General features: G+C 44.5%; 22 protein-coding genes. 9 read left to right on the top strand and 13 right to left on the bottom strand.

All coding sequences use genetic code 11. The features are described 5' to 3' along the window. The first annotated feature begins 12 nt into the window (after window positions 1-12). Together IEY13_RS30315 and IEY13_RS11735 are read left to right on the top strand one after the other, a co-directional pair. A complete protein-coding gene (locus tag IEY13_RS30315) occupies window positions 13-660 on the top strand; it encodes an HU family DNA-binding protein (RefSeq protein WP_262891975.1) in 648 nt (215 codons plus the stop codon). Window positions 661-735: 75 nt separating this feature from the next. Further along, entirely contained in the window at window positions 736-1,074 is a 339-nt protein-coding gene (locus IEY13_RS11735) for an ArsR family transcriptional regulator (protein ID WP_188952158.1), read from the top strand. Window positions 1,075-1,111: 37 nt separating this feature from the next. On the opposite strand, the gene IEY13_RS11740 is transcribed toward IEY13_RS11735, so the two are convergent. The 8 genes from IEY13_RS11740 to IEY13_RS11775 form a co-directional block, all read right to left on the bottom strand. Continuing rightward, window positions 1,112-2,230 carry a sensor histidine kinase gene (locus IEY13_RS11740; protein WP_188952159.1) on the bottom strand — a complete coding sequence of 373 codons (1,119 nt, stop codon included), beginning with the start codon at window positions 2,228-2,230 and terminating at the stop codon, window positions 1,112-1,114. Next, the gene (locus IEY13_RS11745) at window positions 2,227-2,811 is read right to left on the bottom strand and encodes a chemotaxis protein CheB (protein ID WP_188952160.1); all 585 of its coding nucleotides are present in this window, start codon (window positions 2,809-2,811) and stop codon (window positions 2,227-2,229) included. The genes IEY13_RS11740 and IEY13_RS11745 overlap by 4 nt, the downstream gene beginning before the upstream one ends. Before the next feature lie 8 nt (window positions 2,812-2,819). Further along, window positions 2,820-3,647, bottom strand: a complete 828-nt coding sequence (locus tag IEY13_RS11750; RefSeq protein ID WP_188952161.1) for a CheR family methyltransferase — start codon at window positions 3,645-3,647, stop codon at window positions 2,820-2,822. A gap of 1 nt (window position 3,648) precedes the next feature. Continuing rightward, the gene (locus tag IEY13_RS11755) at window positions 3,649-7,095 is read right to left on the bottom strand and encodes a response regulator (protein WP_188952162.1); all 3,447 of its coding nucleotides are present in this window, start codon (window positions 7,093-7,095) and stop codon (window positions 3,649-3,651) included. A 95-nt stretch (window positions 7,096-7,190) separates the two neighbouring features. Next, the gene (locus IEY13_RS11760; protein ID WP_188952163.1) at window positions 7,191-8,210 is read right to left on the bottom strand and encodes a dipeptide epimerase; all 1,020 of its coding nucleotides are present in this window, start codon (window positions 8,208-8,210) and stop codon (window positions 7,191-7,193) included. Between the two features lie 42 nt (window positions 8,211-8,252). Next, window positions 8,253-10,961, bottom strand: a complete 2,709-nt coding sequence (locus IEY13_RS11765; protein ID WP_188952164.1) for a 4-alpha-glucanotransferase — start codon at window positions 10,959-10,961, stop codon at window positions 8,253-8,255. A 101-nt stretch (window positions 10,962-11,062) separates the two neighbouring features. Next, window positions 11,063-11,455, bottom strand: a complete 393-nt coding sequence (locus tag IEY13_RS11770; RefSeq protein ID WP_188952165.1) for a response regulator — start codon at window positions 11,453-11,455, stop codon at window positions 11,063-11,065. A 72-nt stretch (window positions 11,456-11,527) separates the two neighbouring features. Beyond that, a complete protein-coding gene (locus tag IEY13_RS11775) occupies window positions 11,528-13,630 on the bottom strand; it encodes an endonuclease MutS2 (RefSeq protein WP_188952166.1) in 2,103 nt (700 codons plus the stop codon). A gap of 148 nt (window positions 13,631-13,778) precedes the next feature. Between IEY13_RS11775 and msrA the strand changes: the two genes are divergently transcribed. Further along, window positions 13,779-14,453, top strand: a complete 675-nt coding sequence (gene msrA, locus IEY13_RS11780; RefSeq protein WP_188952168.1) for a peptide-methionine (S)-S-oxide reductase MsrA — start codon at window positions 13,779-13,781, stop codon at window positions 14,451-14,453. 20 nt (window positions 14,454-14,473) lie between these two features. Here msrA and IEY13_RS11785 read toward each other — a convergent pair whose 3' ends face one another. The 5 genes from IEY13_RS11785 to IEY13_RS11805 all read right to left on the bottom strand — a co-directional run bounded on the left by IEY13_RS11785 (window position 14,474) and on the right by IEY13_RS11805 (window position 18,709). Beyond that, window positions 14,474-15,040, bottom strand: coding sequence for an IS1096 element passenger TnpR family protein (locus IEY13_RS11785; RefSeq protein ID WP_188952170.1), 567 nt, complete (start codon window positions 15,038-15,040; stop codon window positions 14,474-14,476). A 63-nt stretch (window positions 15,041-15,103) separates the two neighbouring features. Continuing rightward, window positions 15,104-16,525: a CCA tRNA nucleotidyltransferase gene (locus tag IEY13_RS11790; protein WP_188952172.1), complete on the bottom strand. Its 1,422-nt coding sequence runs from the start codon at window positions 16,523-16,525 to the stop codon at window positions 15,104-15,106. 66 nt (window positions 16,526-16,591) lie between these two features. Then, window positions 16,592-16,825 (bottom strand): hypothetical protein, encoded by a 234-nt coding sequence (locus IEY13_RS11795; RefSeq protein WP_188952174.1) that lies wholly within the window; start codon window positions 16,823-16,825, stop codon window positions 16,592-16,594. 151 nt (window positions 16,826-16,976) lie between these two features. Next, on the bottom strand, window positions 16,977-17,555 hold the full coding sequence (locus IEY13_RS11800; protein WP_188952176.1) for an L-threonylcarbamoyladenylate synthase: 579 nt from the start codon (window positions 17,553-17,555) through the stop codon (window positions 16,977-16,979). A 2-nt stretch (window positions 17,556-17,557) separates the two neighbouring features. After that, window positions 17,558-18,709 carry a glycosyltransferase family 4 protein gene (locus IEY13_RS11805; RefSeq protein ID WP_188952178.1) on the bottom strand — a complete coding sequence of 384 codons (1,152 nt, stop codon included), beginning with the start codon at window positions 18,707-18,709 and terminating at the stop codon, window positions 17,558-17,560. A gap of 130 nt (window positions 18,710-18,839) precedes the next feature. On the opposite strand from IEY13_RS11805, the gene IEY13_RS11810 reads away from it, so the two are divergent. Genes IEY13_RS11810 through IEY13_RS11835 form a run of 6 tightly spaced genes read left to right on the top strand, consistent with a single transcriptional unit; the run spans window position 18,840 to window position 23,533 of the window. Further along, window positions 18,840-19,661: a LiaF transmembrane domain-containing protein gene (locus IEY13_RS11810; RefSeq protein ID WP_188952180.1), complete on the top strand. Its 822-nt coding sequence runs from the start codon at window positions 18,840-18,842 to the stop codon at window positions 19,659-19,661. Between the two features lie 25 nt (window positions 19,662-19,686). Beyond that, on the top strand, window positions 19,687-20,046 hold the full coding sequence (locus IEY13_RS11815) for a DUF4288 domain-containing protein (RefSeq protein ID WP_188952182.1): 360 nt from the start codon (window positions 19,687-19,689) through the stop codon (window positions 20,044-20,046). Window positions 20,047-20,059: 13 nt separating this feature from the next. After that, on the top strand, window positions 20,060-21,118 hold the full coding sequence (locus tag IEY13_RS11820; protein WP_229687830.1) for a sensor histidine kinase: 1,059 nt from the start codon (window positions 20,060-20,062) through the stop codon (window positions 21,116-21,118). Continuing rightward, a complete protein-coding gene (locus tag IEY13_RS11825; protein ID WP_188952184.1) occupies window positions 21,093-21,833 on the top strand; it encodes a LytR/AlgR family response regulator transcription factor in 741 nt (246 codons plus the stop codon). The genes IEY13_RS11820 and IEY13_RS11825 overlap by 26 nt, the downstream gene beginning before the upstream one ends. A gap of 53 nt (window positions 21,834-21,886) precedes the next feature. Continuing rightward, window positions 21,887-22,699 (top strand): 2,3,4,5-tetrahydropyridine-2,6-dicarboxylate N-succinyltransferase, encoded by an 813-nt coding sequence (locus tag IEY13_RS11830; protein ID WP_188952186.1) that lies wholly within the window; start codon window positions 21,887-21,889, stop codon window positions 22,697-22,699. A gap of 24 nt (window positions 22,700-22,723) precedes the next feature. After that, window positions 22,724-23,533, top strand: coding sequence for a 5'-nucleotidase, lipoprotein e(P4) family (locus tag IEY13_RS11835; RefSeq protein ID WP_188952192.1), 810 nt, complete (start codon window positions 22,724-22,726; stop codon window positions 23,531-23,533). Window positions 23,534-23,801 lie beyond the last annotated feature (268 nt).

Here is a 23,801-nt window from a genome sequence, read left to right on the forward strand (position 1 = left end):
AACACGCGTGCAATGCCTGTTACAACGCTATTTACCGGACAAAAACACAATTCCGCAGACATAAAGGAAAAGAATATATGCAAAAAGCAGCCTGTCATCTGCTTCTGTTGCAAGCAAAACAGCCCTCTGAGTAAGCATCAGAAGGCAAATCAAGGTTATTTTAAACAGTTTCCAACAATCATTCCAGATTTGTGTTCTGTATTAAATTACCCTAAAAATCCTTATCTGCATTGGGTTACGGGGTGCAATAAGGGGGTAAAACCAATACCGCCGGGAGATGTGGCAAATAAAAAAAATCATAAATTATACGGAATACTGTTAATTAGATTGATTATACTTGAACACACTCCCCTATCTTTGATTCATTATTTCATCCAATACACTTCATTTATGAACAAAGGCGAATTAGTAGAAAAGTTGGCAGCCGACGCAGGCATTTCTAAAAAACAGGCTGGCGCTGCGCTGGATTCTTTTACTGAAGCAGTAGCTAAAACCTTAAAAAAGGGAGACAAAGTAACCTTAGTAGGCTTCGGAACCTTCTCTGTATCTAAAAGAGCAGCACGTACAGGCCGCAACCCCCAAACTGGTGAAAAAATTAAGATTAAAGCTAAAAAAGTTGCCCGCTTTAAAGCAGGTAAAGAGCTTTCAGGCAAAATCTAAACTAATTAGTACCCTATTTAATTAATGCAACCTGCCGGTTCACCGGTAGGTATTTCCCCTACTTAAATTATTAGCATGGCAAAGAAAGCAGTTACTCCTAAAAGCAGCAACAACAGCGCTGACAGTTTAGCGTTTAATAAATCTGCACTGAAACAGAATGTATTAATTCTGAGAGCAATTGACCACCCGTTGCGTCAGAAGTTACTGAAGTTGATTGACAAGAAGAAGAACATTACTGTTAAAGAGATCAAAGCTAAAAATGTTATTGATGGCGTTATCGTATCTCAACACTTAGCTATTCTCAGAAAAGCAGGCCTTGTTACATCCGAAAAATTTGGCCGCATTGTTAGTTATACTATTAACTATGCCACCTTTGATAAGGCAATGGCTAAGTTTAACGAAGTATCCAAATAAGTTCGAGAGCGTAAAGGCAGCTACAGCTGCCTTTTTTTTATTTTCTCCATTGAAAGTAGAACACGCTTCCTTCTCCCGGTTGCGATTCTACCCATATCTTCCCTCCCTGTTCTTCTATCAGCATTTTAAGAATGTTCAGGCCCACTCCTGTACTGCTGTCCTGCGTAGCTGATGTATTGCCGGCAACATGAAACAGCTGAAATATCTTTTTACGATCTTCCTTGGTAATACCCGGCCCATTATCCTTTACATAAAACTCATAAAAGCCGTCCACTTCCTGGCACCCCACCTGAATAACGCCCTGCTCCTTGTTGTTATACTTAATGGCGTTGCTGATTAAATTCTGAAACACCTGTTGCAGCTTCAATTTAGTGGTAATTACCACCGGCATATCGGTAACAACATCAATGTTTATATGCTTAGGCGGGAACAGCAGGTAAGCAATCTGTAATACCAACTCACGCACATCTACTTCTTCTTTAGTTTGCTGGTTTACACTCTGGCGCGAATACTCCAGAATAGACCCGATCATATCTGACAAATGACCAGCTGCCTGCGACAGCATTTCTATATTCTCTCTTAAATCGGCCTGGCGCACTATTTTTTCGTTAGACTCCATTACCGACAACAAGGTAATAATGGCAGATAAGGGCGACTTCAAATCGTGCGATACGATGTATACAAAGCGTTCCAGCTGCTTGTTAATACGCTCCACCTCGCTGATGGAGTCTTTTAACCCTTGCTGGTATAAATACAGATGCTCAAATACAGTTACTTTAGCCTTGGTAACATGAATATCAAGAGGCTTTTGCAGATAATCTACCGCACCATGTTCAAAGCCTTTAATTACATACTGCTCTTCCTTATTAATAGCGGTAACAAAAATGATGGAGATATTGCGCGTTTTGGGGTTTGACTTCAGCAGCCTGGCTACTTCAAAACCATCCATACCGGGCATTTGCACATCCAGCATAATTAAACCTATGTCATCATTTTTCAGCACCAGCTTCAGTGCTTCATTACCAGACATGGCCTTTAAAAACCGGCGTCCATCAGCCTCCAGCATATTTTCCAGAGCTATCAGATTTTCCTCCCGGTCATCAACTAACAAAATCGTAAAAGCCTTGCTATCAGCTTCTGTGCGGATACTGGTCATTTGTTTAGTAATAAGTTTTCCAAAAATAGGGCTAATACGGCAGGCTGCAAGATAAGTACTTCTCTGATTCTGTGAATTGCAGCCAAAGGCATAGCAGCATATTCGCAGGTTTCGGGATCCTGCACTGCCACACTTCCACCCGCACGCCATATCTGTTCCAGCCCATAAGCTCCGTCGTTATTGGCACCGCTTAGCAAAATACCAGCAGCTTTATTGCCGTATACATGCGCAGCAGCTTCAAAAGTAACATCAATAGAGGGGCGGCTAAAATGTACAGGTTCTGAATAATCCAGGCTAATAGTTTTATCTGCTTCCAGCAATACGTGGTAGTTCTGTGGAGCCAGATAAATGTATTTATCCCTGAGCTGTGTCTTATCCTCCGGTTCACACACCCGCCTTCCGTTTTTTACGCCAGCCAGCAGCTTTACCAGCTCGCTGTTTACATTCTTTAACCGGTGTAATACCACAATTACCGGCCAGTTAAAACCATCGGGTAAATTTTCAATCAGCGACATGATTATGGGCAAGCTTCCGGCAGATCCACCTACCACCAACAGGTTTTCAGCAGGTTTTTGTATCATATCTGAAATTACAACTTCCGTTTGAAAATCTTGGCAGCTGCATGCACGGTCTCAAACCGGTGGCGGATATCTGTAAACAAAAGAGATTCCTTCATACCAATGGCCAGGTAGCCCATGGGGGTAAGACTATCGTAAAACAAATGATAAATACGGTTCTGAAGGTCTTTATTAAAATAAATCAACACGTTACGGCAGCAAACCAGCTGAAACTCGTTAAACACATGATCGCTTACCAGATTGTGCTGGGAAAAGATAATCTTGCTACGCAGTTCTTTACTGATTAAGGCGTTTTCGTACCTGGCGGTATAATACGCAGAGAAATCGTTTTTACCGCCTGATTGCTGGTAATTGGCAGTATACTCTTTCATATACCGCATAGGCACAATACCCGTTTTAGCCTTTTCTATATTTACCGGGTTAAGGTCTGTGGCATAAATACGTGCTCTGTCAAGCAACCCTGCCTCGTGCAGCAGAATACACATAGAAAATACTTCCTCGCCTGTTGAGCAGCCCGCATGCCATATTTTAATAACCGGGTATGCAGCCAGTTTAGGCAGCACTTTATCCCTCAGGGTTTTGTAAAACAGCGGATCGCGAAACATTTCCGTTACGTTTACCGTAACCGTTTGCAGAAACCAGGCAAAAAAGTCTTTATCGTTGGTTAAATGGTATTTGAGATCGTATGCTGTTTTAACACGGGCAGTATCCATAAATCGCAGTACCCTGCGCAGCAGCGATGCATGCGCATAGTCGCTGAAATCGTACCCGTAGTTCAGCTTAATTAATTCAACAATACCGGCAAGCTCACCCGGTGAAATGTCATATCTCGTACTCATACTATTGCGATAACCACACGCGCATCAGCGAAAACAGACGGTTTATATCTACCGGCTTGGTAATGTAATCAGAAGCACCCGCCTCCAGGCATTTTTCCCTGTCGCCCTGCATAGCTTTTGCTGTAAGCGCAATTACAGGCAGCTTCAACAGTTTTAACTGGCCTCTTATATGCCTGATGGCTTCAAAGCCATCCATTTCAGGCATCATAATATCCATCAGCACCACCTGCGTATCCGGGTGTTCTTTCAGCTGGTCCAGCGCTTCCCTGCCATCACTGGCAGTAATCACTTCCATCTTCTGTTGTTCCAATGCCGTGCTTAATGCAAATACATTACGCATATCGTCATCTACCAGCAATACCTTTTTACCAATAAGAGTATCATTATCTGCCAACGCCACATTCTGCGGCACAGCCGGCTTGCGCGTTCCCTCCTGCAACTTGTACAAAAACAGTTCCATCTCATCCATCAACCGGTCGCGCGCAAAGGATGAATCACGGATAATAACGTTAGATATTCGCTTCAGTTGTAATTCGTCTGCCGCAGAAATATCGCTGTCCAGATAAATAATTACCGGTATTTCAAGGCCGGAAAAACCACTACGCAGTCGTTGTACTTCTTCAATACCTTTTTCCACGTCCTTGCCAATATCTACAATTATGCAGTCAAAGCGGGTTTCGGCAGTCAATGCCATAGCCTCATCTATTCCACTGGCATAACTGCAATCTACATCCAGATGGCGCTGCTCCAGAATATTATGCAAATCGTTGTTCTTAAGGTACTCTCCCGATACCACCAGTAGTTTTCTGATACGATCGTTCAGATGAGCCCCCAGCAGCGAGAAGGCTTTTTCCAGATCTTCTTTGGAAACGGGTTTGGCCAGATAGGCCAATGCCCCGTTCGATTGTAAACGGCTTTCATCTGCCGCGGAAATAATATGAACCGGAATATTCTTAATTGCCTCATCCTCTCTGAATAGTTTCAGCAGGTTCCAGCCATCTATAACCGGCAGCTGCATATCTAATATAATAGCAGACGGGCGGTATTTACGGGCATAATATAGCCCTTCATCCCCCTGTAGTGCTATGATGGTTTTGTAATTTTTATTGCGGGCAAAGTCCTGCACAATGCGGGCAAACTTGGCATCATCCTCTATTATCAGCATCACCTTGTCCCCTTTTGCCAGGTTATGTCTGTCATCGGGTACCCATGTTTGTTCTGTTACTGTTTCAGCTATTTTCTCTACGGTATCTCCCACTTTGTGGCCGGCATCTTTATCTGCTGATTGTACTGCTGACGAGGCATACACCGGTAGCAGCAACGTAAACGTACTGCCGTGCCCCTCTGTGCTTTTTACCTGAATTTCACCCCCCAGTATTCTTACCAGTTCTTTGCTGATAGAAAGGCCCAGCCCTGTTCCTCCATATTTACGGCTGGTGGAACCATCTGCCTGCTGAAAGGCTTCAAATATCAATTGCTGCTTAACAGCTGAAATGCCTATACCTGTATCTGCTACGCTAATGCCTACCACTACTTCATTTTTATCCAGCAGCCTGTTTTGTAAAGAGGCTACATCAGCAGCATGGTAAAACCTAAGGCTTACCGTTCCTTTTTTGGGTGTAAACTTAAACGCGTTAGACAACAGGTTTTTAATCACTTGCTCCAGCCTTTGCACATCGGTGTGGATAGTATCGGGCAACGCAGCATCTACTTCTATATCAAACTGCACCTCTTTCTCCTCAGCTACCACATGAAACAGCTGTTCAATATCAGAAGAAATCTGGCGTACTGCCACATCTTCAAAAGTAAGCTCTACTTTACCAGCTTCTATTTTAGACAAATCAAGAATGTCATTAATCAGCTTCAGCAAATCAGAGCCTGATTTATGAATAATATGCGCATACTCCACCTGCTTTTCAGTAAGGTTGCTGTTCTTGTTTTCCGCAAGAATATTGGCGAGAATAAGCACACTGTTTAACGGTGTACGCAGTTCGTGCGACATATTGGCCAGGAACTCTGATTTATACCTGCTGGTAATTTCCAGCTCTTTGGCCTTTACGCCCAGCGCGGCGCGGGCCGATTCTACAGATTCGTTTTTCTCTTCCAGTTCGGTATTAATCTGTCGCAATTCCTCTTCATGCACCCGCAGTTCTTCTTCCGATGCCTGTAACACTTCAGTCTGGCGGGTAAGCTCTTCATTGGTTTGCCGCAACTCTTCCTGCTGGTGCTCCAGCTCTTCTTTCTGTATCTGTACCTGGCCCAGCAAATCCATTATTTTTTCCCGGCCCTCTACTGAATTAATGGTAACTGCCAGGTTACCGCTTATACCGTTCAGCAAATCAAACCATCCTGGTTTGGGAGTAGCAAATGCAGCCAGTTCCAGCACCCCCTTCAGCTCATTGGTAAACCAGAGCGGTATACATATAACGCAGCCGGCTACCGAATTTCCTGTACCAGACTGTATTTGCCAGTAACCGGAAGGCACCTCTTTAACCACCAGTATTTCCTTTTGCAAAGCAGCCCGCCCGGGTATGCCTTCACCCAGGGCAAGGGTCTTTTGTACTTTAGAAGTACCAACGGCTGCACACAGCTCCAGCTCTTTTTTATCCTCCTTATACAAAAACATGGCACCGGCTGGTAAGTCCAGATACTGAACCAGCGCCTTAAGTATAGACTCTGACAATACCCCCAGATCAGTTATTCCCTGTGTACCGTGGTTCAGGTCTGTCATGCCTGTTAGCAACCAGTTACGTTCTACGTTTACCTGGTTCAACTGCTCCTGCTCCTCAAAGCTTTTCTGCAACTCAATCTCTGCCAGCTTCCGCCGTCTGAATTCTGCTGCTATAATATAAACAAGTACTATAACTATAATTAATATCAGCGTAGTGCCCCCAATCAAAACCAGGTTGGTAGTACTTATGGATGCCTGATTTTTCTTTTCCTTCTCTTTTAACAACCCCTGCTCTTCAGTAACGATGGAGCTGATAACAGTACGCACTGTATCCATCAGCATTTTTTCATGCATGGTTACGGCAATAATCTGCTCTCTGGTATAGGTACCTGCATTCTCGCCCAGCCCATCCCAGTATCGTAACAGATTTTGTATGCTTTGCTGCATTTCATAAGCACGGCTTATCTGGGTAGAACTATCGCGCAGCAAACGTCTTATATTGGCAGAAACCAAAGCTATTTTAGGCAAAGCACCGTAGTAAGGCTGCAGAAAAGAGCTATCGTTGGTATTTCTATATCCCCTCCGCCCTGTTTCCATATCAACCAGCAGCTTTTGCAGATTGTCTGTTTCTGCAATTACCTGGTACGTATGCTTTACCTGTTCACCCTCCTGAATTTGCGAGCGAAATGCGGTATACGATCTTATACCTACCAGCAGCACCAGTAAAATGGCCAGGGTAAACAATACGTATAACCTGCTATTGAGAGATAATTTCATAGTATACATGATAAACAATTGGTAAAATACACTATAATCCTATCTGTAAAAGGCTTTTATTGTATTTTAAGGAAGGAAATTGAGCTAACCGGATGTTACAACGCAGGGGTTATTCCCAGCCCTGGCTTACCAGACAACTCTACCCGGCCATTGTTATACACAATACCCGTGGCCTTGTCTTCTTTCAGCAAAAGCGGGCCATCCAGGTCGGCATAATCCAGCTGTGGCAAAAAGGCGGCTATAGCAGCAGAACCAATAGAACTTTCGTTCATACTGCCCATCATTACCTTCAGCCCAAGCTCGCGGGCCTGCCGTATCATACGGATGGCGGGGGTAATACCACTACATTTGGTAAGCTTAATGTTAATTCCATGAAAATGGTCTTTGCACTTAACTACATCCCCTTCCAGCACACAACTTTCATCTGCAAACAGCGGTAGTGGCGATTGCTGGTACAGCACCTTCATCCCCTCCCAGTTGTCTCTGGCCAGTGGTTGCTCTATCAGCTCTACTCCCAATGCTTTCAGCTGCGGTATTTTTTCCAACGCTTCCTCCAGTGTCCATGCAGCATTGGCATCTACCCTAAAAACGGCATCAGTATGTTCCCGCAGTGCCTCTATAATACCAATATCATCGGGGGTACCCAGCTTTATTTTGTATACCGGCCATGGTTTGGCTTTCATTTTAGCCACCATGGTATCTATAGTATCTATGCCTATAGTATAATCTGTAACGGGTGTGTTATCTGTAAAAGAAGTATTCCATAGCTCGTACAGCGGTTTGCCTTTCATCTTGCCAAACAAATCCCAGCCAGCCATATCCAGTGCGCACACCAGAAAAGGGTTTTGCGGATAAAGATGATGCAGATAATGCCAGTAGCGTTCCGGCTCGGTAAGCGCAAACTTTTCTACCATACGTTTTTTGGCTTCCAGGTCGGCCACCATTTGTGCTACTGTTATATTATAATAGCTGATAGCTGGCGCCTCACCAAATCCCCAGAAAGGCCCCAGTTGTAAAGCTACAATCAAGGTAGGCTGGTGGGTTTTAGTTCTTCCGTTAGAAATGGTAAATGGATATTCAAACGGTAAATCGTACGTACGGTAGTGCAATACCATAATATATAAGTCAAAAGCTGTTAAAAAGCCAAATGTAAACCATTAACGGCCACTGGCCTGCACTGCTGTCCGTAATTCTGTATTGAAAGCCGCTTCTTCCAGCAACTGTTCCAGAGAAAGATGCATGCGGTAACGCCAGTAATGTTTGGGATCGGCCGGAATATTAATCCTTTCATCATGCGGGTTATCTCTCCTCAGCCGTGCGTCCATACCCAGTAAATCCTGCAATTGAAAAACGCTCCACATTGCAGGTGAGTACAGGTGCTGCATAATAATATCTCTGTTTACCCATGGTTCGCAGAAATAAGGTGCATTGCCCCAATGGTTTAGCTGCTGGTTAAAAAACCGCTGCGTTTTCTCCCTGTCTTCCTCCCACCAGCCCCGGATGGTACTCATATCGTGGGTAGATGGGGTAACCACACTCAGGTAAGGTGCATGGGCCGGGTTAAAGAATTCAGTGGTTGGGTCTTTAGGCATACGCTGAATTTCCAGACTCAACAGCCCCAGTTGCTTCATTACATCCGGCACACAGGCAGGTACCATACCCAAATCTTCCCCGCAGATAAGCATATTGGTTACGCGCTTTAACGCAGGAAGCTTTTGCATCGCTTCGCCTTTCCAGAATTCGTCCTGGCGGCGGTAGAAGTAGTCTACATAAAGCTGGTGCAGTTGGTATTGTGTATGTGCGTCCAGATGGCGGTATGTACTGGTCTCGTCCATTCCAAAACGGAAATGATATTCCTGTCCTTCACTGTCCTGCACCTCAAACAATAATACGTTCGAAATAAGATCGAAAAGTCCCTGGCGTATACGCGCATTTGCAGCCGTTTCTTCTTTAGCCGCAAACCAGGCTTCAACCTGTCGCTGGGTAGCAAACTCCGCTTTCAGCGCATACTCATACGGACCATTATTTTTCAGAAACTCCCTCTTCACCAGTTCCTTGTCGTTACCAAATGTATCCTGCAAAATCTGGTCGTTGATGTAAGGCTGGGTATAACGGAAATGATCAAACCAGATATTCCGCTCATAAAACTCGCGTACATGCACAGGAATGGCTGGTACAAAATACCCCATAATACCTTCTACCGCATGCAATGGAATGCTCCAGATGCGGAAAAACCCCAGAATATGATCAATACGAAAAGCGTCAAAATAATAACTCATTTGCTCCAGCCGCTGCTTCCACCACGCAAACCCATCCAGCTGCATACGTTGCCAGTTGTAGGTAGGAAAGCCCCAGTTCTGCCCCTTTACCGCAAAGTCATCCGGCGGTGCACCCGCCTGCGATTGCATAAAGTACAGGTCTGGTTGCTGCCAGGCATCCACACTATTGCGGTAAATGCCAATGGCTATATCTCCTTTTATAATAACACCCTTGCTATGGGCATATTGTGTTGCCTGCTTCAGTTGCAGATGCAGATGGTATTGTATAAAATAATACAGCCCTATACTTTCGTAAGCGGCTCCTTTGGTGTTGGCCGCCAGTGCTGCTATTTCCTTTTCGTTGTATACACGGTACTCCGGCCACTGATTATAATCTGCCGTTTCATACTTATCCCGTAAATAACAGAATACCGCGTAAGGCACCAGCCAGTGGCTGTTCTGCTCAAAAAAGCTGTTGAACTCTGCTTCGGCAAAAGTTTGCTTACTCTGTCGCAGATACAGCTGTTGTAACAAACTGCGCTTTAAACGTATTACAGCGTCATAATCTACCGCATCCAGTGCATTCAGCCTTTCTGCTTCTTTAGCCGCGGCGGTAACTATTTTCCGGTTTTCGGGCAGAGCTACCTGCGCAACGTCTATATAAGCGGGATGCAGGGCAAATGCCGAAATAGCCGCATATGGGTATGAATCCGATTTTGAGTAGTTAGCCGTAGTATCGTTTACCGGTAACAGCTGCACCAGCTTTAAGCCGGTAGCTACTGCCCAGTCTACCAAAGCATGAATATCGGTAAACCCACCAATGCCCATACTGTTTTTGGTTTTAAGGCTAAAAACAGGAATGGCTACACCTGCACCTTTCCAGGTATTATCTGCCAGGTGAGTAAACCCATCATTAATATAAATTTTGCGGTTGGCAGCAGGAGTATCATATAATATCCGGTTTACACCTTCTTCAAAACCGGCAAACCGCTTACCCGAATGATCGTACACACCATATTTATAAGCAAGGGGAAAATCTTCTTTATTCAGATTCAGAGAAATCTGCCAGGCATCTTCTCCCTGTTCCTTATACAAAAGCAGCGGTTTTTCTGTACTCCAGTTACCCAGTGCCTGGCCACTACCTGCAATACACAATACCTGCCCCTTTTGCAGTAATGGGCTTTTTACCTTAAAAGTATGGGTAGCACCTTCCACTACTACCGGTGCCGCAGTGGTATAATTATCCCGGAATAGCACCTGCTTAAAAGGTTCAGTATAAAAGGTATTGGCAAAAAAGCCCGCATGGTTCCAGGCGTCTGATATTACCAACGTATCGGTTGTACCCGCTTCAATAGTCAGTTTACGGCTGCCAGCCCAATCCTGGTCAACGGAGCCATCTGTATTTTTAAGTACATACTGGTATGAAATATCTTTCAGGGGCAGTTGGTCTGCGGCTACTTGCAGTTCTGTTTGCCAGAAATCGCTGTTAAAGTACTGTAGTGGAACAGCTGCCTGCAATTCATTGTTTCCTAACAGTGCGTGGTTGCCGCTAATAAAAAGTGTTTGCCCGAATTGCGTGTGAAAACGCAGTTGAAAGATAACTTTCATTAATACGTAGTTTACCAGATACTGAAAAAAAGCATGCCGGATACGGTATGGCAGCAATAGAAAATAAAAGTATACATTGTGTAATTGTTACACAAATATTTTTACTCTATGCTTTCCAGCACATCTTTGGTAAGTGGTTTGGAAACAAAACGTTTTACTACGCCGTAAGAAGCAGCCCGGGCATAATCTTCCGGGTCTACCGTAGAAGAAAGTACATAAACAGAAGGTTGCTTATTGAAAAGGGGTTCTATTTTATGAAACTGCTCTAAAAATTCCCACCCATTCATCACCGGCATATTTATATCCAGAAAAATAATATCCGGCATATTGTGCTCGTCCTTTTTAGCCTGTTCCTGCAGGTAATCCATCGCCTCCTGACCATTGGTTACAGATTTCAATTGCGCTGCAAACCCGGTCATACGGATGATTCTCTCACATACCATAATGGTAATAGGATCATCTTCAATTAACAGAATCGACTTAAAACGAGACATTCATCAGTATTTTACGAGATCTAATTAAAACTTTGCGCCTTTTTGCAGAAGTTCAAATATATATGATTTTAGCTAAGATGTTGGTTTTTCTTCCACCACTATCAGATCGCTCAACTCAACATTCATCGGCACTACACCAATTTGTACAATGGCTCTGCGGCCTCTTATCTCCTTCACCTCACCTACCTGAAAGTTCTTTTTCAGCTTTACCCTTGCACCTACCGTAATATCTACGTTAACTTCCTTGTATCTGGATTCCAGCTTTTTCACCGCTTTGGTGTTAACCAGTTGTTCTTTCTTTTTAAACAACAGGTTTTGCACCTGCTTCATTACCTCAGCCTTATCATCTGCCTTACGCCACTCAAGTACAATTTGTTTCAGCTTTCGTTCTGTATCTTTTAAATAATTAATACGGTCTTCTGTAATTACATTCTGGTGTTTCAGTAATTCCACCTGCTGGCGATGTTTTTCTTTATCCAGCACCTGCTCCATTTCCTTCTTCAGCTTTTCGTTATCACGTATTAAACGGTGTAACTCCTTTTTCTCTTTGTCCAGCTGCTGTAAGTCCTGCTCGGTACGGTTTAATAAGCGGTCCAGCCTAAAATGGTCTTCATCTACCAGTTTCCGCGCACGGTTAATCAGTTGTGCCGGTAAGCCTATACGTTCAGCAATAGCAAACGTATACGAACTGCCGGGTTTACCTACCATTAGTTTATACAACGGTTGCAGGCGCACTTCATCAAACGCCATAGCACCATTTATAATACCATTGGTACGGTTGGCCATAACCTTCAGGTTAAGATAATGGGTGGTTACAATGCCGTAAGAATGTTTGCGGGCCAGTTCTTCCAGAATCACTTCCGCAAAAGCACCACCCAGGTTGGGATCACTGCCACTGCCCAGCTCATCTATAAAAAACATGGTTTTACCGTTCGCCGTTTCTATAAACTGCTTCATATGCAGCAGGTGCGATGAATAGGTACTCAGTTCAAACTCTATGCTTTGGGTATCGCCAATGTGTATAAACAACTGCCTGAAAATGCCCATCTGGCTGGTAGGGTGCACCGGTACCAGCAATCCACTCTGTAGCAGCAGCTGGTTCAGCCCCACTGTTTTCATGGTAACCGTTTTACCACCGGCGTTAGGGCCACTTATAATAAGTATACGATCCTTTTCATCCAGTGTAAGGTTTACCGGTATAGTGGTTTTGCCCGAACGCTGGTTATATATATATAGTAACGGATGGTACGCATCTTTCAGTTCTATATGCGCTTTATCCGCCACATTGGGCAGGTTACCATTCATATCAATAGCCAGGCGGGCCTTGGCACGGATAAAATCGTACTCACCGGAAATATCGTGGTATACAAACAATAAAGAACTGTATACAGAAACACGGGCAGTAAGCTCGCGCAAAATGCGCATCACCTCTTTACGCTCATCGCTTTCCAGGCTAAACACTTCGTTGTTAAGGCCAATAGTTTCCTCCGGTTCAATAAACGCTGTTTTACGGCTGTCGCTCTCCCCATGCAGAATGCCTTTTACCATTCTTTTATGTTCAGAAAACACAGCTACCACCCGGCGACCGTTACTGAAGCTTTCATCAATATCTGCCGTGTAGCCCGATTTGGATAACTTAGACAACACTTTGTCAAACATGCGCCGCAACTCATTCCGCTTGCGGTAAAGGCTCATCCGTATTTTAGCCAGCTCGGGGCTTGCGTTGTCTTTTACATTTCCCTGCTCATCCAGTATTTCGTCAATCATTTCCATGATTGCCTTTTCATAATAACTTTCGGCTATTACCAGGGTAAGGGCAGGGTATGCAGTGCGGCGCTCGTTATCAAACCAGCGAAACACTTTTTCCATACTTTCCACCAGTTTGCGTATCAGCATCCACTGCTCGCCGGTAAGCGTACTGCCGGGTATGCTCAGCAGTTTAATATCGCGGTGAATGTTCAGTACATAATCGTTAGGAAAATATTGCGCCGTCTGATGTATCAGTTTATATTCGTGCGTTTGCTGTAACTCTGTTAAAATGTATTCCTTTTTGGTATGTATGCGTAAATTTGACGCCTTGGTTTTGGCGTATTCCGTTTTACAGTATTCGGTTAGCAAGAACTTTACTTTATCAAATTCCAGTTGAACTGCCGCTGATTCGGGATATAGTTTCATTGAACTCCTCGTAAAAATTTATCCGGCAAAGGTATTGAGATATTCTGGCTATTGTGAATAAGTTCTCCTGCCCTTACGGTAAATACCCTTAAATTAGCGATTTGTTAATTAACTTGTTTACTCAAATATTAGTTAGGTACTTGCATTCATGAAGGCAAAAGCACAATTTCAGCTATCGTGGGTACCGGGTACAATGCTTAGCTTTTTGTTCCTGGTTTCCTGTGCAGAAAACAAAAGTCAGAAAAAAAGCGTGGTGGAAGACAGATTCATTGCAGCTACAACCAATGATACCGCCATTTTTGGAACGGGCTGCTTCTGGTGTACAGAAGCTATTTTTCAACGGTTAGATGGGGTATTGAAAGTAGTAAGCGGTTACAGCGGCGGCTCAGTAAACAATCCCACCTACGAACAGGTAAGTACAGGTACCACCGGCCATGCAGAAAGTTGCCGGGTTATATACGATACCTCCAAAATTAATTACGACGAATTATTATCTGTTTTCTGGCAAACGCACGATCCTACCACACTTAACAGGCAAGGGAACGATGTAGGAACACAATACAGAAGTGTAGTTTTTTATAAAAATGCGGAACAGAAAGAAAAAGCCGCTTATTATAAAGACAAGCTGAACAAAAGCGGTGCTTATAATGCTCCTATAGTTACGGCTATTGAACCTTATAAAAACTTTTTCAGTGCGGAAGATTATCACCAGAATTTTTACAATAACAATGGCGAGCAGATGTATTGCCGTTATGTGATAATGCCCAAGCTACAGGAATTTGAAAAAGTGTTTAAAGACAAACTGAAGCACAATAAGAAATAAAAAAAGCGGGAGGCAGAGGATTATTCCTCTTCGCCTCCGCCCGTATCTTCTCCATCGTCTACCATATCGTCAGAACCGTTGCTGTCGCCTTCTTCTCCAAAACCTTCTGATCCTTTGGTAAGATCATACTTCTCTTCAATTTCAACAAACTTGGCACCCAGCAGGCTTCTTGTACCGTATTGCTGCGGCCCTATACCTTCGGCTCTTGATGTGGAAGGATAAGTTATTTTAGAACTCTCTTCTTTGGTAACATTAATCAACTCTACCTGAAATACCCAGTTTTTGGCAAAGTCGTATATATACACAAACTTCTGGTTAGGATCGCGTATTTCACTGCCAATAGTGGTTTCAGCCATAATTAACGGGTCTGCACGGTAAGCCTTGTCGTACTTTTCCACGCTTATCTCACGGCCCCGCTCCCAATGGTCATTACTTCTGTAAAAAGTAGCCTGATGTTTACTGTCAAACTCGTAAGATTTCAGTATCGCCAGGTGCAAATCAAAAAAGGTTTGCGTGTGCTTAATGACAATATCCCGGTATATGGCATCGTCTTCTTCGAAATACGCCCTGAACTTTAATACAGCCATTAGTTAAGTTTCTATGCTAGTTTATGAAGATATAAAACACTAAAATAAAGGAAACTTTTGAATTTAGCCGGTAACCGGTACAAGGTTAAGCGCTGCCCCTTTTTGTAGCATAAATTCCCTTGCGGCTTCAAATGTGTTAGGTATAACGCCATCCAGTATTGCTTCACGTATAGCATCTTTAATAATACCTACATTTCTTCCCGGTGCCAGCCCAAAAGTTTCCATAATCATCTCTCCTGTTACAGGTGGTTGCCAGTTACGTATACGGTCACTTTCTTCCACCTGCTCCAGCCGTTGTTTTACCAGCTCAAAGTTTTGCAGGTATCGTTTTACTTTTACCTTGTTCTTGCTGGTAATATCTGCACTACACAACAACATTAATGCCTCAATATCCTCACCCGCATCAAACAACAAACGGCGTATAGCGCTGTCTGTAATATTTTCTTTGGTAAGGCTTATCGGGCGCAAGTGCAGTTCAACCAGCTTTTGCACAAACTTCATTTTCTCATTCTGGGGCAGCTTTAAACGGCCGAATATTTTGGGCACCATACGTGCGCCCACTACTTCATGGCCATGAAAAGTCCACCCATGCCCTTCCTCAAACCGCTTGGTAGCAGGTTTGCCAATATCATGCAATAATGCTGCCCAACGCAGCCACAAGTCGTCGGTATGTGGTATTATATTATCCAGCACCTGCAAGGTGTGGTGAAAATTATCCTTATGCCCTTTACCATCAATATATTCCGCTCCATGCAATTCTGTCATTTGCGGAAATATAATTTTCAGCAGGCCACTTTTATCCAGCAGGTTCCAGCCCATTGAGGGCTGTTTGCTCATCATAATCTTATTCAGCTCATCCGTTATACGCTCCTGCGATATAATTTTAATACGCTGGGCCATACGTTGTATGGAGGCAAAAGTAGCAGGTGCTATATTAAAGCCCAATTGGCTGGCAAACCGAATAGCACGCATCATCCGCAACGGATCATCGCTAAAAGTACGGTCCGGCTCCAGTGGTGTTTGAATTACCTGGCTTTCAATATCCTGTACACCGTTAAACGGATCAACCAATGCACCATAATCCGCCTCGTTTAAACTGATAGCCAGTGCATTAATGGTAAAATCGCGCCGGTTCTGGTCATCTTCCAGGGTACCCGGCTCAACATCCGGTTTGCGGCTATCGCTCCGGTAACTTTCCTTCCGGGCGCCTACAAACTCTATCTCAAAATCGTCCAGCTTTATCTGGGCGGTGCCAAAGTTTTTAAAAAACGCCACATGGGGCCGGGGTGTAAAACGGTCTGCCACGGCATGTGCCAGGGCAATACCATCTCCCATACAAACGATATCTGCATCTTTGGTAGGCCTGCCAATTATTTTATCACGCACAAAACCGCCTATCAGATACGCTGGTACCTGTAGTGTTTTGGCCGCAGCAGCAATATGGGCAAAAACTGCTGCTTCCCTTTCTGAACATTGTATTTGCATTGCGGCAAAAATAACAATTCGGTAAATAAGTCATTCAGCCTTGCAATGTGTACTATACTGTATTCATTACTCGTATTCCAGCTCATTGCTGAAAAACTCCCAATCAAACAACAGAAAAGAAGAAAAACTACGCTTTGAACGGCCCGGTCGGGCAGATATAGTAGAGGTAGCGGTGTTTACATCAGATACTGTGGCCTGGTTAGTGGAACTGATGGTATGCTTGTCTATACCCAGCTTTAATACAAGCTTGATAAATGAATGCATTTTATCAGTGGGCACGTCTAAAATTACCTTTGTCATGGTAACGGATTTTTGAATTACACAAATGGGTATTTCAATATGGGATATCTATCGGTTAATTAAGGTACAACCCCAATCCGGCCCACGCAAGCCTTTTACATTAATATTTGAATAAAACCCCGGAAAGTTATCCACAAATTCAGATGCCGGTTCAGGGGCGTATCACCTGTACTTCGCCGTTTTTCCAGCTGATGATGGCAGAGGGGGCAGCTGCGGTAGTTTCTTCCTGGCGGTAGCCTACCACATAATCAACACCTTGTATTATTTCAGCGCTTATCTCACTATAAATAGCCGGAGATGGCATACCACTGATATTGGCAGAAGTACTTACAATAGGTTTACGGAAGCGTTTAATCAGGTGGCGGCAAAAATCATCGCCACAAATACGGATGGCTACTGAGCCATTGGTGGCCAGTACATTTTCTGCCAGGCCAATACCATGTTCGTAAATAACCGTAGTAGGTTTGGTAGCCTGTTGCAGGTAATCGAACACAGACAGGTCTGGCGCAGCGGCATATTTCAGCACTTCCCTTTCGCTGGCGGTAAGCACCACAAAGCTTTTTTGCTCCGGCCGGCGTTTCAACGCTATAATACGTTCTGCTGCGGCTGCATTGGTAGCATCGCAGCCTATACCCCACACGGTATCTGTAGGGTATAATATAATTCCGCCCGTCTGCAATACTTCCAGGCAGGCTTCCACATCCGGTAAAAAATCAGCACTGGTACTCATAGCTATCTAAGATACACCTGCATTACCCCATATGCACACTTTTCAGGCGTAAAGTTTTGTGCATGTATTCTGCCTTTTTCAATCATCTGCTCAGCCAGCGTAGGTGTAGTAGCCAGCTGCCACATAGCACCCGCCAGCTCAGAGGGATTATATGGATCAATATAAAAAGCTGCATCGCCACCCGCTTCCGGCAGGCACGATACGTTGCTGGTAATAACGGGCAAATCGCTGAACAGTGCTTCCAGCACCGGTATACCAAACCCTTCAAATATAGAGGGATATATCATACAGATGGCCTGCTGGTAAATAGCCGGAAAATCGGCCGCATTGCGGTAAGATGCGTTGTTTTTGGCTGCCGCGTTTTCAGACAGAAAAATCACGTGCTTTTCCAGGTGCTGCTCGTGCAGATAACGTTGCACCTCCTGTTTGTAAGCACCGCCCTCTCCTATCACCACCAATGGCGGCAGGTCTTCCTTATCGCGCAGCTGCTTTAAAGCCTTACAAATACTCAGCAGATTTTTACGCTCAATAATAGAACCTACGTATAAGAAAAAACGTTCGGGTAAATTGTATTCCCGGCGCACACGCAGCTTTTCTGCTTCTGTTACCATATGTGCAAAAGAGGCATTGCAGCTCTGGTAACAGATATCAATTTTTTGTTCAGGTACACCGTAAAAATCTACAATGTCCTGTTTGGTTTGTTTGCTTATGGCTATTACCTTATCCGCATTGCGGCAGGCATAGCTGAACTTTTTACGGTATATCTGCACATCCACCGCATTAAACTGCTCCGGATACCGCTCAAAAATAAGATCATGAATGGTAACTACCGACTGTATGCCGGTTTTCTGAATGCCAATAGGTATTTCATGGCTTAAGCCGTGGTACAGATCAATCTCCAGCTTTTTCAGATCTTTTTTTACCCAGCTGCTTCTCCATGCCGAGGTGAACAAACCGCCCGGAAAACCTTGCGGGGTAACAACATGTACATTATCAAAACCATCTGTGTTATACCTTTTAGTAAGCCGGGGAGTACAAAGAAAATACTCGTTATCAGGATACCCGGTAGCAAGAGAGCTTATCAACGTACGGCTGTAATGACCCAAACCGGTGCCGTTGGTATAAGCACGTTTTGCCTCAAATGCTATGTTCATGCCGCGAAGGTAAAATATTCACCGGCAATTTTCCGCCATTAACCGGCCACAGACATACAGCAACCTAAAAACACTTTTGCTACAGTAGGCCGCCACGTAGCTTTGAGGTATCAAAATTCAATTACTACTGATGGATAATTTCGAAGAAAAATCTGAACCCCGCCATAATATACTTGCCGGCTTATTTCTGGTGGTAGCCGGCTCTCTGTTTCTGGCTTCTAAAATGGGAGTGCCTATGCCTTACTGGCTGTTTACCTGGCCGGTACTGTTAATTACTATTGGTGTTTTTGTAGGCATAAAAAAGGGCTTCCGCGATTTCAGCTGGATTATTCTCATCATCGTGGGCGGCCTTTTTCTGGCAGAGAAAATGAATTTTGCCTTCCACGTAAGGGAATACATTCTTCCGATTGTCATAATAATCATAGGTGTTGGTTTTATGCTTAAACCCAAACGTTTTAACAAGCATAATTGCCGCAACGACCGCTGGAGAAAGCATTGGGAAGAGAAGCGGAAACAGCACTTTGAAGGGAAGTACCAGTTTGAAAATGCAGCGGCGGTAGAAAAGGAAGCCATTTTTACGGAAAAAAAAAATAGTACCGAACCGGTAGACAGCAGCGAACAACTGGATGCAGTGGCAGTGTTTGGAGCAGTGCGCAAAAAAGTAGTGTCTAAAAACTTTGCCGGTGGAGAAGTGGTGTGTTTTATGGGCGGCGCAGAAATAGACCTGTCGCAGGCAGATATTCAGGGCCCGGTAATACTGGACATAACCCAAGTATTTGGAGGCACCAAACTGATTGTACCCTCCCACTGGGATTTGAAAGCCGAAATGGCAGCAGTGTTTGGTGGTGTGGAAGACAAGCGGGTGCTGCACGGTAAATCGGTAGATTTAAACAAAGTAGTAATACTGAGAGGCACTTCGGTGTTTGGCGGTATAGACATCCAAAGCTATTAACATTCATACTGTAAACTGATAACTTATGAACTGGTATCTCGCAAAACTGGTATATCGCATTATCTGCGGCGATGGTGATCATACCCCGCAGTTTGATGAACAGCTACGGTTAATTGAGGCAGAAGATGGCTTACACGCCTTTAATAAAGCACAGGCCATGGGCGAAAAAGAGCAGGACTGCTTTCTGAACCAGGAACGCAGCCCCGTACAGTGGAAATTTGTGAATGTGAGCGAACTGCAGGTACTGGAAACATTGGCAGACGGAGTAGAAATATACTCCCGTATTAAAGAGGAAGAAGATGCAGACATGTATACACACATGGTAAATATAAGGGCTGCGCACTTGCTGGATAAGCATTCCGACGCCTTCATCAGCTCACTCTAAAACCGGCATACTATTGAAACCCGCCTTTTCCGACAGTAGTTTTTACCGCAGCTTTTTAACCTGGTGGCTGGTATGCGCCATTATTCATGTGGCTGTTATTTATAACGAACCGTATGGTATTTTACTGTGCGTTACCGATAGCATTGTAAGCAACAGTTTGCTTGCTGCCAGCTGCCTGCTTATTATAAACAACATGCGGTATTACCTGCCCCGGCAGGAAAAGTATTGGTACATACTGGTAATTAGCACTGTGCTGGGAGTAATATGTATGCTGGTTTCGCAATGGCTGTTGATGTTAATAGGCAGCAGCACGCCGGTATATGCAGCGTTTGTAAAAGATTCCTCAACCATACGCTTTGCTTTTGATACGCTACTGGTAGGTTTTATAGCCATGTTTGGCCTGCTGTGGTATACACAGCGCGAACAAACACAGGCAGCCCGCCGCCAGGCCGATGCAGAAAAAATGACCAGAGACGCAGAACTGTTTCGCCTGCGCGAGCAGTTGCAACCACACTTTCTGTTTAACAGCCTTAACAGCATCAGCGCCCTTACCCGCAGCGAGCCTGAAAAAGCCAGGCACATGATTCAGCAACTGAGCGATTTTTTAAGAGGTACGCTGCGGAAAGAACAGAAACAATGGGTGCCGCTACAGGAAGAACTGGCCGATTTGCAACTGTACCTGGAGATTGAAAAGGTTCGCTTTGGACACCGGCTTCAAACCAATATTATTTGCAGCGATGAAGCCTGTAAGCTTAATATTCCGGCCCTGCTGTTACAGCCGGTGGTGGAAAACGCTATTAAGTTTGGCCTGTATGATACTACCGATACGGTAAATATTGAATTGCAGGCCCGTGAGGAAAAAGAGGCGCTGATTGTAAGCGTATCTAACCCCTTTGACCCCGAAACCAGCGTAGCTGGTAAGGGAACGGGCTTTGGCCTGGCCTCTGTTCAGCGCCGCCTGTTTCTGCTGTTTGCCCGGGCCGATCTGGTGCAAACACACACAGATAACACTACTTTTACTACAACACTTATTATTCCGCAGATTCATGATAAAGACCATACTGATAGATGATGAGCCCCTGGCACGCAGTATTGTAAAAGAATACCTTCAGGCCTGGCCCGAGTTTACCATTGTGCAGGAATGCGGAGATGGGTTTGAAGGCATTAAAGCCATTAATGCCCACACGCCAGATGTTATTTTTCTGGATATACAAATGCCCAAGATTAACGGCTTTGAAATGCTGGAATTGATAGAAACACCACCTGCCGTTATATTTACCACTGCGTTTGACGAATATGCTATTAAGGCATTTGAAACCCATGCGGTAGATTACCTGCTGAAGCCCTTTAGCAAAGAGCGGTTTGATAAAGCCCTGCAAAAGTGGCTGAACCAGCGCAGTACTAACACTGTGGTAGATAACCACACCCTGCTGGAAACCGCTGCACAATCGCCCGCCCATCAGAACCGGGTGGTGGTGAAAGAAGGCAGCAAAATTAAAATTATACCCATACCTCATATACAATACCTGGAAGCGGCCGACGACTACGTAAAAATTCACACCGCTGATGGCACCTACCTCAAAAACAAAACCATGGCTCATTTTGAGCAATTGCTGTCTGCACAGCAATTTGTTCGTATTCACCGCTCGTATATTATTAACGTGCAGCTGATTACCCGTATAGATCCTTATGAAAAAGATAGCCACCTGGTAATTCTTCAAAATGGCATGCGCCTGCCGGTAAGCAAAAGCGGCTATGTGCGTTTAAAGGAAGCATTGGGGCTGTAACTTTCATGCAGCCTTGATTCAGTTTGCCTATTTTTGTCAAAAATTTTGACATCATGGAATTAAAGCAACTGATCCAGGACGCATGGGCCAACAGAGAGCTGCTAAAGGAGAATACCTATTCAGAAGCCGTTAAAACCACTATTGAAGAGGTTGATAAGGGCCGTTTAAGAGTAGCATCCCCTACCGAAAATGGCTGGGTGGTAAACGAGTGGGTAAAGCAAGCCATTCTGTTATACTTCGGCATTCAGCAAATGCAAACCTGGAGTGTTGAGCCGTTTGAGTTTCATGATAAAATGTTACTGAAAAAGAATTACGCTTCACTGGGCGTTCGCGCGGTACCCCATGCCGTAGCACGTTATGGCGCATTTGTAGGCCGCAACGTGGTATTAATGCCCAGCTATGTAAATATTGGTGCGTATGTAGATGAAGGTACCATGGTTGATACCTGGGCCACTGTAGGCAGCTGCGCACAAATTGGTAAATGTGTGCACCTGAGCGGTGGCGTAGGCATTGGCGGTGTACTGGAACCCCTGCAGGCTTCTCCTGTTATTATTGAAGACGGCGTATTTATTGGCAGCCGCTGTATTGTGGTAGAAGGTGTAGTTGTAGAAAAAGAAGCCGTACTGGGCGCTAACGTGGTACTTACACAAAGCACTAAAATTATTGATGTAAGCGGCGATACCCCTGTTGAAATGAAGGGCCGTGTACCAGCCAGAAGCGTGGTAATACCAGGCAGCTACACTAAAAAATTCCCTGCGGGTGAATACCAGGTTAGCTGTGCGCTTATCATTGGTAAACGTAAAGAAAGCACCGACCTCAAAACCAGCCTCAACAACTGTTTAAGAGAGTTTAACGTAAGCATTTAATTACTACGCGTAATCAGTAAGGTAATGAAACTTAACGCAGGTATACTGGCAGGTCTGCTGCTTTGCAGCTGCGCCTCGCAAAAGCCACAGGCTACGGCTACTGCCGAAAGTAAACTGGTACCGGATGGTAAACTGTGGGCATCGTTATTTCAGCAGCGGGCGGCCGAATACAAGGCGCTTTGCCTGCAGGCATATAACATTGCACAGCTAAGGCTTGAGCAGGCCATACGCCAGCGCACTAATGGCAAACCACTGGCTGTGGTAACCGATGTGGATGAAACCTTTCTGGATAACAGCCCGTACGATGTTAAACAGGCCCTGGCCGGTAAAGACTACGAAAACAACAGCTGGCAACAATGGACCAGCCTGGGGCAGGCAGATAGCCTACCCGGCGCACTGCGCTTTTTTAAATACGCAGCCGATAACCAGGTTACTGTTTTCTATATTACCAACCGTGGCGAAGCAGAAAGAGCAGGCACCACACAAAACCTGCTTAAGTACGGTTTCCCTTTTGCAGACAATAACCATATAATTCTGAAACAACCCGGCAGCCCTTCCAGCAAAGAAAGCAGAAGGCAGGACGTGTTGAAGAACTATGATATTGTGCTGCTGCTGGGCGATAACCTGGCCGATTTCAGTACCCTGTTCGACAGCAAATCTGAAGAAGAACGTGCAGCCAATGTACTATCTTCTGCTGCGGAGTTTGGCAACAGATTTATTGTATTGCCTAACCCGGTGTATGGCGATTGGGAAAGTTCATTTTTCAAACACGAGCCACGGTTTACTGCTGCCCAGAAAGATTCGGTGATAAGAGCCAGACTGAAAACGTATTGATATTTGCATTTCACTTTAAAGAGGCATCCGTTGGGGTGCCTTTTTTTTATACCAGATATTCTATGATGGTAGATTATCACTATAAGATCAGATTTTATAGTTGTAAATTTTCGTTCCATAACTGTAGAACGAGATTTTACAGCACTAGATTTCGTTCGGCAGTTGTAGACTGGAATTTTACAGCTGCAAATTTCTGTTCTACAGTTGTAAGCCCGGATTTTACAACGCTAAATTTTCGCCCAACAGTTGTAGAACGGAATTTTACAAC

This window comes from Filimonas zeae (genome assembly GCF_014641615.1).
GTDB classification, from domain to species: Bacteria; Bacteroidota; Bacteroidia; order Chitinophagales; family Chitinophagaceae; genus Filimonas; species Filimonas zeae.